The 10,476-nt window shown below is 31.7% G+C and carries 9 protein-coding genes and 1 rRNA gene; all 10 read left to right on the top strand.

Annotation, left to right across the window (positions count from 1 at the left end):
* Positions 1 to 316 precede the first annotated feature (316 nt).
* Positions 317 to 490, top strand: coding sequence for a hypothetical protein (locus ACTQ46_RS10775; protein ID WP_441749789.1), 174 nt, complete (start codon positions 317 to 319; stop codon positions 488 to 490).
* Between the two features lie 444 nt (positions 491 to 934).
* On the top strand, positions 935 to 2,041 hold the full coding sequence (locus tag ACTQ46_RS10780) for a hypothetical protein (protein ID WP_441749791.1): 1,107 nt from the start codon (positions 935 to 937) through the stop codon (positions 2,039 to 2,041).
* 539 nt (positions 2,042 to 2,580) lie between these two features.
* Positions 2,581 to 3,003 (top strand): glycosyltransferase, encoded by a 423-nt coding sequence (locus ACTQ46_RS10785; protein ID WP_441749793.1) that lies wholly within the window; start codon positions 2,581 to 2,583, stop codon positions 3,001 to 3,003.
* A complete protein-coding gene (locus ACTQ46_RS10790; protein WP_441749795.1) occupies positions 3,000 to 4,136 on the top strand; it encodes a glycosyltransferase family 4 protein in 1,137 nt (378 codons plus the stop codon). The genes ACTQ46_RS10785 and ACTQ46_RS10790 overlap by 4 nt, the downstream gene beginning before the upstream one ends.
* A 299-nt stretch (positions 4,137 to 4,435) precedes the next feature.
* The gene (gene murJ, locus ACTQ46_RS10795) at positions 4,436 to 5,971 is read left to right on the top strand and encodes a murein biosynthesis integral membrane protein MurJ (RefSeq protein WP_441749797.1); all 1,536 of its coding nucleotides are present in this window, start codon (positions 4,436 to 4,438) and stop codon (positions 5,969 to 5,971) included.
* Positions 5,972 to 6,390: 419 nt separating this feature from the next.
* Positions 6,391 to 7,260, top strand: coding sequence for an IS110 family transposase (locus tag ACTQ46_RS10800; protein WP_441749798.1), 870 nt, complete (start codon positions 6,391 to 6,393; stop codon positions 7,258 to 7,260).
* 9 nt (positions 7,261 to 7,269) lie between these two features.
* Positions 7,270 to 7,674 carry a transposase gene (locus tag ACTQ46_RS10805; RefSeq protein ID WP_441749800.1) on the top strand — a complete coding sequence of 135 codons (405 nt, stop codon included), beginning with the start codon at positions 7,270 to 7,272 and terminating at the stop codon, positions 7,672 to 7,674.
* A gap of 616 nt (positions 7,675 to 8,290) precedes the next feature.
* Complete coding sequence (locus ACTQ46_RS10810) at positions 8,291 to 9,061, top strand: tyrosine-protein phosphatase (RefSeq protein ID WP_441749802.1); 771 nt, start codon at positions 8,291 to 8,293, stop codon at positions 9,059 to 9,061.
* Between the two features lie 312 nt (positions 9,062 to 9,373).
* On the top strand, positions 9,374 to 9,487 hold the full coding sequence (locus ACTQ46_RS10815) for a hypothetical protein (RefSeq protein WP_441749804.1): 114 nt from the start codon (positions 9,374 to 9,376) through the stop codon (positions 9,485 to 9,487).
* A 587-nt stretch (positions 9,488 to 10,074) separates the two neighbouring features.
* A 16S ribosomal RNA gene (locus ACTQ46_RS10820) occupies positions 10,075 to 10,476 on the top strand; the annotation flags it as partial.

Below are 10,476 nucleotides of genomic sequence, written 5' to 3' on the forward strand. Positions count from 1 at the left end.
GCGATATCTCACTATCAATAGGCTTTCGCGGCATAAACCGCTCGATTAGGCTGGATGATTGACCACAAAATGATACCCGAGGAATTTACACACTAATATGGACTTGACTATAGGATATTATACGTAGACTAAAGAGAATGCTATTCGTACTTTAAAAAGAGAATTTGATTGTTCATTTCATAAAAACAAGTATTAAGAAATTATATTCACTAGGTTTTACGAAGGGTATTTGTTATCTAGAAAAATTGTTTATGATAAAAGGAGAGCGCATTTATCTAGCCTGATATTAACGAATCAATTAACTAGAGATGAAGCTTTGAAAATTTTAGATGAAAACCTATATCCTGTAGAAGAAGCAATAAAAGTTTTAAAAGTGTTTTCAGAGAAATTAGAAGTATCTGAGAAATTATTTATGGATATTATGAATGGAGAAAATAAAACATACTTAAAATTATTAAAATACTTCACTTTTAATAACATTAGATGTTAATTATAAAATTAGTAGTACTGGAAAAATTAACTTGGTTTACATTCATCCATACACTGAATATTATTCTATGGCCGATATGTTTGTTATGTATAGTAATAAGGGGGGACTTCCTCCTTAACTTGTGCTGAAACACTTTCATGTGGGACACCTGTGCTGAGATTTAAATCTAGTGCTCCTGAGATGAATTTTGAAGATCCATACGCTAATTTTGTTGAGTATGGAGACATTGTAGGACTTTAAAATTAGTCTCGTAATATTCATTTTGATAATACTGGATTAGTAACAAATGAAGATTATGTGTATTATGCTAGTGGAAATTTTTCAATTCAGATAAGGATTAGCGAATATATGGAATTCTGTAAAATTATAAATAGCAGTAATAGATTTTTTGAATTTTCGGATAAATCGTTAATTAACAAATTAATTTAATAAGGTTTTGAGGTTATGATGGGAAAAATAAGCAATAAAATAATTATTATAAGTATATTTATATTTAACTTAAATTACATACTATATAATGTAACTAATATGCCAATAATATATAAAAATCTATTCAGGTTTATTGCCGTTTTAATTTTATTATCGAGTCGATTTTTTGCTAGGAGTAAGATAAAAATAAATTACATTGACTTTTCTTGGATATTATTATTATTATTTCAGTTATTAAATTTCGATGATATAGCGTTTAATTTTTTATATATTATTTTGTTTTTAATATTATCTAAAAATACAGATATTAATTATATTATAAAAAACGGTTTCATAGTATCAATAGTGGGGCTTGTTATTATTATTAGCTTACTAAATTTAAATATTATACAAAATACTCAATATGCTTCGTTTAATAGAATAAGGCATACGTTTGGTTTTAAAAATGTTAATGCTTTTAGTTCATATATATATTCTTTAACTTTAATGTTCATAATAAGTAGAAACAAGATTAATTTATACAATTTGTCTTTATTCATTACAATACATTATATTATATATACTTTTACTGATACTAGGACTACCTTTTATGCAAGTATGATTTATGTTGTGTGTTATATTTTGCTTGAAACAATAAACAAAGTACAGATTCATCTAAATATATTTTTAAGTTCTATATTAATAATAGTTCTTAATTTACCTGTATTTATTATATTTTCTACTCCAATTATTAAAAATAAATTTCCAATGCTTGATATACTACTTAGTTACCGATTAACATTATTTACTGAGTATATTTTCAACAATAATCTTTTAAACTTATTCTTTGGTGGAACTAGTTTAGCCAGTATTGACAGCGGATTTTTAATAATAACATTTTCAATTGGTATTGTTTTTATGATTTTTTTATTATATTTGATAAATAATTCTGCATTAATTTTATTGAAACAAAAAAATAGTAAATTCCTAGCATTTATAATAAGTTTTATGTATTTTAATATGTCTGAGAGTTTAATCGTTAGACCAGAACTGGTTGTTTCGATTTGTTTCTGGGTAATTGTCTATAAAGGTTTAATAAAACATAAGAAATTTAATTACAAAATGAATGGTGAAGAGGCATAATTTGAGTAGTAAGTATAAAAATTTATTTACAAATACAATTATTTTTGCAATAAGCAATCTTAGTTCCAAAATAATATTGTTTTTATTAGTACCGCTGTACACTAATGTATTAAGCACGAATGAGTATGGAATTATTGAAATAATCGTATCTATTTCAAATATAACTATTTCGTTGGTTTCATAGATTGTACTTTGATTATATTATTTTCAATAGACTTGTAAAAAACATGATATTGATGAAGTTTTATCACTTCAAAATATTTTAATACCAAAGGTTCAAGTAAAGCAAACAATATACTTACACCAAGCACTACCTTTTTCTGATAAAAAATATGGAATATTTGAAAATTGGAGATTTTGGATTTGACAGAATATAATAGAGAAATTGATTTGTAATTCAGTAAGAAATGCAGATCTTGTTATCGTTCAAACGAAATGGATTAGAGATGCTATTATAGAAAAAACAAAGGGGCATGAAAAGAAGTTCATAATAGAGCCACCAAGAATCAATACAGAAAATATTACTCCTTATAAATTTAATGTTGAAGAAGGAAACTTGTTTTTTTTCTGCAGATGCTGCTTCATATAAAAATCATAGTATAATTGTAGATGCATGTAAAATTTTAAAAAGTAAGAATATTTCAAATTATCGTATAGTATTAACAATTGCCGGTAATGAGACGAAACTTATAAAAACTTTGAAAAAAGTGGTAGATTATGAATGTTTACCAATTAGATTTATTGGAAGAATAAGCAAAACTCAGGTATACGAGTACTATTCAAAATCGATACTTATATTTCCATCCTATATTGAAACATTTGGTTTGCCCTTACTTGAAGCTAGAATACATCAATCTCCAATTCTAGCTTCCGATTGTCCATTTTCGAGGGAGATACTTCACGATTATGATAAAGTTAGCTATTTTCTGACTATTTATGAATATGAAGGGATAATTTTATGAATAATAAAAATGATTTTACGTTGGCGTACGCTAGTGAATGGGAAAAGGTTAAGGAGCTTTCTTGGTCAGGAACGACATATTCATTATTGGAAGCATTAAAAAAAGATGTCGAAGTAGAAGTGTTAGATATTACAATTCCTTTTCACAAAAAGGTTTTAGCAAAGCTGAGTAATTATAGTATTTTTAATGGTCGTTTTAGTAAATGGGTTCCGCTATATGCAACGGATTATTACGCTAAATCTTTGCAAAAAAAATATTTAGATAAAATAGAAACTTTGGATAAGTCTTCCGTCATTTTACAAATAGCTTGTATAGATGGGGGTAAAGGTTCATATTATACCTATCAAGATCTAAATTTCGAGGCTATGATGGAACTAAAAAAATACAACAGAGAATCTTTCAATTATTCCGGTTATGAAAATCTTACAGATAAAGATTTATCACGAGAAGCTAATAAAAACTTAATAGCCTATAAGAATGCAACAGGCATATTCACTATGGGCAAATGGCTAGAACATTTTATTGTTGAAAACATGGGGCTCCCTAAAGAAAAAGTTCATGCTGTTGGAGGGGGTTGTAATATTGATATTTCGAAAATAAGCCCAAACAGATCTGGAAATAAGTTTTTATTTATAGGAAAAGATTTTCCTAGAAAAGGAGGTCCTATTATTTGTGAGGCTTTTAATATACTAAAGAAAAAGTATATGCCCTCAGCTGACCTATACGTAATTGGACCTATTGAAAAACCAAAGGAATGTAATTATGATGGAATAAAATACATGGGAGAATTAAGCTATGACGAACTTATAGATTATTATAATAGTTGTGATGTATTTTGTATGCCTTCTTATTTTGAAGCATATGGACTTGTCTTTTGTGAAGCATTAATATTTGGTCTGCCCTGTTTAGGTAGGAGGGTTTTTGAAATGGAATATTTTATTGAAGATGGAGTTAATGGTACGCTTATTTCAGAAGAAACTACCGAAGAGGTTGCTAAAAAAATGTTTGACTTGATAAGTAATAACAAAATCAAACGATATGTTAAAAATAATAGAGATTACTATATTAACGAGTATTCTTGGGATGCGGTAGCTAAGCGTATGCTAAGAGTTATTGAAGGGGATAGGGTATAACTGATAGAAAAATATGAACTAGAATGTATAATTTTGAAAGCGAACTTCGGAATATCTAGCAAGTCTCCTTCTGTATCGGTTGAATGTTTTGACTACATTTAATAAAGAACATTTCAATAAATGATACGGTTGACGAGAAAAGATACTTCACAGGAAGTAGTTCAATTCAAATATATTTTTAAATAATAAATTGAATAAAGGTTAATATATAATAAGAAAGTGAAAGGGCATTGTTAAACAGCTGCCAAGTGTATTATAAAGGAAATCCTAGCATCTGTTATATAATATTTGGAGGAAGAATGGGTATTACAGGAATCGTACTAATTATCATACAGGCTGTTTCTATGATTTTTGGTTTTATAAGGGAATTGACTTTATCAAATTATTATGGTATATCCAGTATTTCAGACGCATTTTTAATTGTGAGCAACTTACCCTTTTCAATATTTTATATTATTAGTTCAGCTATTTCTATTAGCTTCATTCCAACCTATAACAAGATTAAAAAAATAAAAGGAAGTAAAGAGGCTGAAAACTTTACGTCTAATATTGTAAATATTATTTTTGTATTTGCGATAATATTTAGCATATTAATTATTATTTTCTCAAAACCGATTGTAAAGATATTTGCAGTAGGGTTCGATGACCAGACTTTAAATCTTGCAGTATATTTATTAAGAATTTCTGTATTTAGCTTGGTTTTTGTCGGGATAGTCGGTGTTTTTGTCCCATATCTTAATAGTAATAAAGAATTTATTATACCCGCTATGATCGGACTACCATTTAATATAGGTATTATTGGTGGTATTATACTATCAAGCTATATTTCTGTTTATTTTTTAGGAGCCGGAACTATTGTTGGATATGCACTGCAATTTTTAGCTCTAATTCCATGTTTGATTAAGGTTGGTTATTCACATAAAAGAATTATAAGACCCAATGATAGTACAATAAAACAAATGTTAGTTTTGTCGATTCCTATTACAATTGGGGTATCTGCAGAACAAATTAATTATATAATTGATAGAACTATAGCCTCTACTCTGCAAGTAGGAGGGATATCTGCTTTAAATTATGCTGTGCGTTTAAACGGCTTTGCACAGAACCTCATTGTATATCCGGTAACTACTCTTTTCTATCCAATTATTGCGGAGTTGGTGGTTAATAAAAATTATAATAATCTTAATAAAATAATACATAAATCGTTGTCTGTAATTACACTGCTAATGGTGCCGATTATTATAGGTGGTTTTATTTTAAGCAAAGAAATAATAAGTATTCTATTTTTGAGAGGGGCATTTGATGAAAATGCATTAATAATGACGGAGGGGGCGTTAAAGTTCTATATGATTGGAACAGCTGGAATTGCTTATCGTGAAGTTTATTCGAGGGTATTCTATTCTTTTAATGATACCATAACTCCTGTAAAAAATATGATAATTACTGTTTTTATTAATATTATACTAAATTTGACTTTATCAAAAGTACTTGGTATTAGTGGTTTAGCCTTTGCTACTAGTATTTCATCCATTATTGCTGCCGGGCTACTTAAGAAAGATTTAAAAATTCATCTAAGGTGCTCAAATGATTCTAGAAACCTGCTTATTAATCAGATTAAAATAATTTTTGCAGGATTGTTAATGGGGGTGGGAATTATTCTCTATCAGTACTTACGCACTCCAGAGAATAATATTCAGCAACTTATTATACAAATTAGCATTGGTGCACTTATATTTTCTTTTATGGTATTGATTTTAAGAGTTGAGGAACTCGAAGATGTAAAAAACATACTATATAGAATGAAAAATAAAATTAGTAAATATAGAGATGTCTAAAAAGGCTAGGTATCCAATGTACTTGACAATTATTGATTCAGGGTAGATGCATGTGGGTCAATATACTTCTAATAAAAGGGTATGCTAATTTTCAAGGCTAGGGAAAATATATTTAGATTTATTTACCACATGATTAACTCTAAACTCTCTCTTATTTTTTGTTTGATTGTTTTATACATAGAACAAACCGGTCATGAAAATCTAGCCCGGGTTTAGATGGGGTCATGGGATCATTTGTTCGTCTATAAATACACTTATCAATAAAAGGTATTAAGCTGAAGTATCTATATTATTCTGGAATAAAAGGTTTTGACGGGGTCAGCTTCCTGTGGTAAAGTAAACTCAGATAAATAAAAAATATCCTCACAAGGTTATGGCTAAATGTAAATCAACGAAAACCAAACCAAGGAGGATATATCATGAATTATAGACAAAACGAAAAAATAAATCAAATAACACAAGAAACACTGATTATCGGGGTAGATATTGCTAAATTCTATCATGTGGCAAGGGCCCTTGATGATCGTGGAATCGATCTATCAAAAAAGATCACCTTTCGTAATAGTCTGGAAGGGTTCCTAAAATTCGAGCAATGGATCGCAGAAAATCAGGTAAAAAACAAAAAATCTAAAGTAGTAATCGGAATGGAACCCACGGGACATTATTGGGAAAATCTAGCCCGTTACTTACGAAAGAAACAATATCCTGCTGTCATTGTGAATACCCTTCATGTATACAGATCCAAAGAACTCGATGATAATAATCAAACAAAAACAGACGCGAAAGATGCTAAAATCATTGCCAACCTCGTAAGAGATGGAAGATATTCTCATCCAAACCTACTGGAAGGAGCTTATGCTGATCTTCGAGAAGCAATGAATGTTCGAAATGTTACCTTACAAAGTTTACAGCAAGTAAAAAACAAACTTCATCGCTGGTATGACCGATACTTCCCAGAATACAAACAAGTATATAAAAGTTGCGACACCAAAGGATTACTGCATATCATAAGCCTTTATGGACTTCCACATGAAATAGCAGAAAAAGATCCTATCGAAATATTTGAATCCTTAGAACCGAAATATAGACGCGCAATAGGGCAAAAAAGAATCCTTTCTCTTCATGAAGCTTGTAAAAAAAGCATCGGATATAAAGAATCAAACTTTGCAAAAAAAGAATTTCAAATTCTTCTAAATACCTATCACTTTTATCAAGAGCAAATGCAAGAAATCGAAGATTCCATCGAAGAAATAAGCCATCAAATAAAGGAAATAAAAACCATGATGTAAAGGAAGGGAATGGCTTTGATCAGTGCCTCAAGTATTATTGCTGAGTTGGGAGACATTCGAAAATACAAGGACCCTAGACAGCTCTGTAAAATGGCTGGACTCTCCTTAAAAGAACATAGTTCAGGGCTAAAAAAAGGGAAAACAACAATCAGTCGAAGAGGACGATCCGTATTAAGGCAGGTCTTGTATAAAACCGTCATGTCCTTGATTAAGAACAACAAAGTTTTTAAAGAACTCCACCACTATTACAAAACCAGAGCGAAAAACCAACTTACTGGAAAAGCCTCTATCATCGCATTATGCAGGAAGTTATTAAGGATACTCTTTGCTGTTGTACACAAAGAAGAGTATAATGAAGAAAAAATGAGGCAAGATATTATTCATCCAAAAGAATTTCTAGTAAATGCAGCATAAAAAAGATTACAAGGAAAGCAAATAACTCAAACGAAAAGCCCTCTTAATGGTAACAAAAGAAGGTTTTTAAACAAAAAGAAGAAAAGACAAATAACATAAAGTAGAGATCCTGAGGAACCCCTTTAGGACAAAGAGCCCGTGGGTCAGCTACCAGGACTCATATAAAGAGAATGTTGGACGAAGGAAGTGTGGGACAATCGATCCCGTTAGAAAGAGGTACGACACCTTTATAGAATGAGCTTTCTACAGTTTATAGAAAAAACAAACCGTTACCTTCGATTTGTGTGTCAAAAAAAACAAAAAAAGTCTCTAAAAACGAGCATTTTAAGAAATAATTACATAGAATATTAAACATTGCCTTGTGAAATTTGATAAATTACTACTTGACGTAAAGAGGCTTTCCTTTTTCGTTTTTCGTAAAAATAACGGGATACTCTATCCATCGATCAAACCTCAATACTATTTCTAAAAATCATATTATTAGAGCCAGAATTTCTATTTTATCCATGAAATTCCAGCTTTTTTATTGGGAAATGTTAAGTTTTATACTAGGATTTAACGGGTTAATATAGTAAACTTAACTTATAATAAATACAAATAGGAGAAAGTTTAACTGATGATAGATATACATTCGCATATACTGCCGAATATTGACGATGGAGCGAAGGATAAGGAAATGTCCTTGGAAATGGCAAGGCTTTACATAGAAAATGGTTATAGGGAAGTGATTGCGACTCCTCACTGGATTGAGTATGGGGGTACGCCAAAGAGAGATCGTGTGGTAGAGGTGCTTTCTGCCTTTAATCGTCGTCTTGAGGTGGAGGAGATTCCTTTAAAGGTACGGTTGGGCAATGAGTTTTTTATTACACCGAAGCTGCTTTATTATATTGAAGAAAAAGAAGGAGCGACTTTGAACAATTCGGACTATGTTCTTGTGGAGCTTCCTATGAGGGAGTATCCCCAGTATGTGGAATCGGTGTTGTTTGACTTACAGTTGAAGGGATATAAGCCCATTATCGCCCATCCAGAGCGGTACGCAGTTTTTCGAGAAGATCCGAATCGCTTAGGGAAGCTTATTTCAAAGGGGATTTATACACAGATGAATTTCCCGAGTATCGCTGGACAGTATGGTAAGGAAGTTCAAAAGGCTTCTTATACTTTTCTAGACCACAATCTGATTCATATGATGGGGACAGATTCCCACTCTAATGGAAGAAGGTCGCCTAAGGTGAAAGAGGCTATAGGCTTATTAAAGAAGGTTGTGGGGGAAGAGGAATTCAAGAAGATGACCAGCACTCGTCCGGAGGGGATTATCCAAAATGAATCTTTTGAAGTAGAGACTCCCAAGGAATACAAGAAAAAGAAATGGTTTCAGTTTTGGAGATAGGCTTTCAGATAGAAGGAATGGGACTATCTTTAAGCTAGGGTATATTTTGTGTCCTGTAAAACTTAACAAATGTTTAAAGAAAATGGCTGCAAGGAGCTTTATTGTTATTTTGACAATAAGGCTTTTATTGTCTTTCTATAAGAATAAAGAAGAACGGAGTCGTTTTGAATGGAGGGATTTTATGGAAGGGGTAGAAATCAATAGACCTTATATTCATTTTAAAGGCAGGCTTTACTATGTTCACAGTATAGTAGAACATACGGAAACGGGGAGAAGCTGGTTGTATATCAGGCGCTCTATCCTCCTTATGGGATGTACACTAGGAGTTTTGAGATGTTTATAGAGGAGATCGACCCTAAGAGAGTGGACAATGTGACTGGCCAAGTAAAGAGGTTTGAGCTTTTTACTGGAGACCTGAATTTTTAAAAGTAAGGAAACTAAAAAGAGGACAGGTTTTAGGACTTGTCTTATAAAGGCTTTCATAGTTATGGTCTTATATTATAAGATAGGTAGAATTCTTGGAAGGGGATTAGGGCTTTTATACTATGGGACAAGGGATGGAGTAGGCAAGTATTTGGAAAGTATCCTTATGAGGATGATTCTTATAGCGCTCCTTTAAAAGCAGAATTTTTGTTTTTATTTACAGTTAAATTCCAGGGATTTAACGAAACAGAAGGAAATGTAAAATTTATTTAAAAAAACTGTTGACAAGTTGTAAAGATCTTGGTATTATAGTTAGGCACTCGAGAGTGAGTGCCTTTTAATTTGCAAAGGTTAAAAGCTAAAAATAAAAAAACTCAAAAAACTTCAAAAAAGTGTTGACAAGGATAAAACATCCTGATATACTTAAGAAGTTGTCGCTTGAAAGAGTGGCGGAACCTGAACAAGAGAATAACATAGAAACTTTGAGCAGATGTACATTTGTACAAACACAATAATTCGGTGTAAAGAATTAAAAAAGACCAGCAGCAAAGAAATTTGCTAGAGTCGAAATGAGCTTTTAAACTCAACATTTATTTGAGAGTTTGATCCTGGCTCAGGACGAACGCTGGCGGCGTGCTTAACACATGCAAGTCGAGCGATGAACCTTTCATGATCTATTCGTAGAGATTGGAAGAGGATTAGCGGCGGACGGGTGAGTAACGCGTGAGCAACCTGCCTTAAACAACGGGATAGCCTCGGGAAACCGGGATTAATACCGTATGAGACCCCAGTACCACATGGTAAAGAGGTTAAAGATTTATCGGTTTAAGATGGGCTCGCGTCTGATTAGCTAGTTGGTGAGATAAAAGCTCACCAAGGCGACGATCAGTAACCGGCTTGAGAGAGTGAACGGTCACATTGGAACTGAGACACGGTCCAAACTCCTACGGGAGGCAGCAGTGGGGAATATTGCACAATGGGGGAAACCCTGA

This window comes from Gallicola sp. Sow4_E12, assembly GCF_052116305.1.
Taxonomy (GTDB): domain Bacteria; phylum Bacillota; class Clostridia; order Tissierellales; family Peptoniphilaceae; genus JBQKLI01.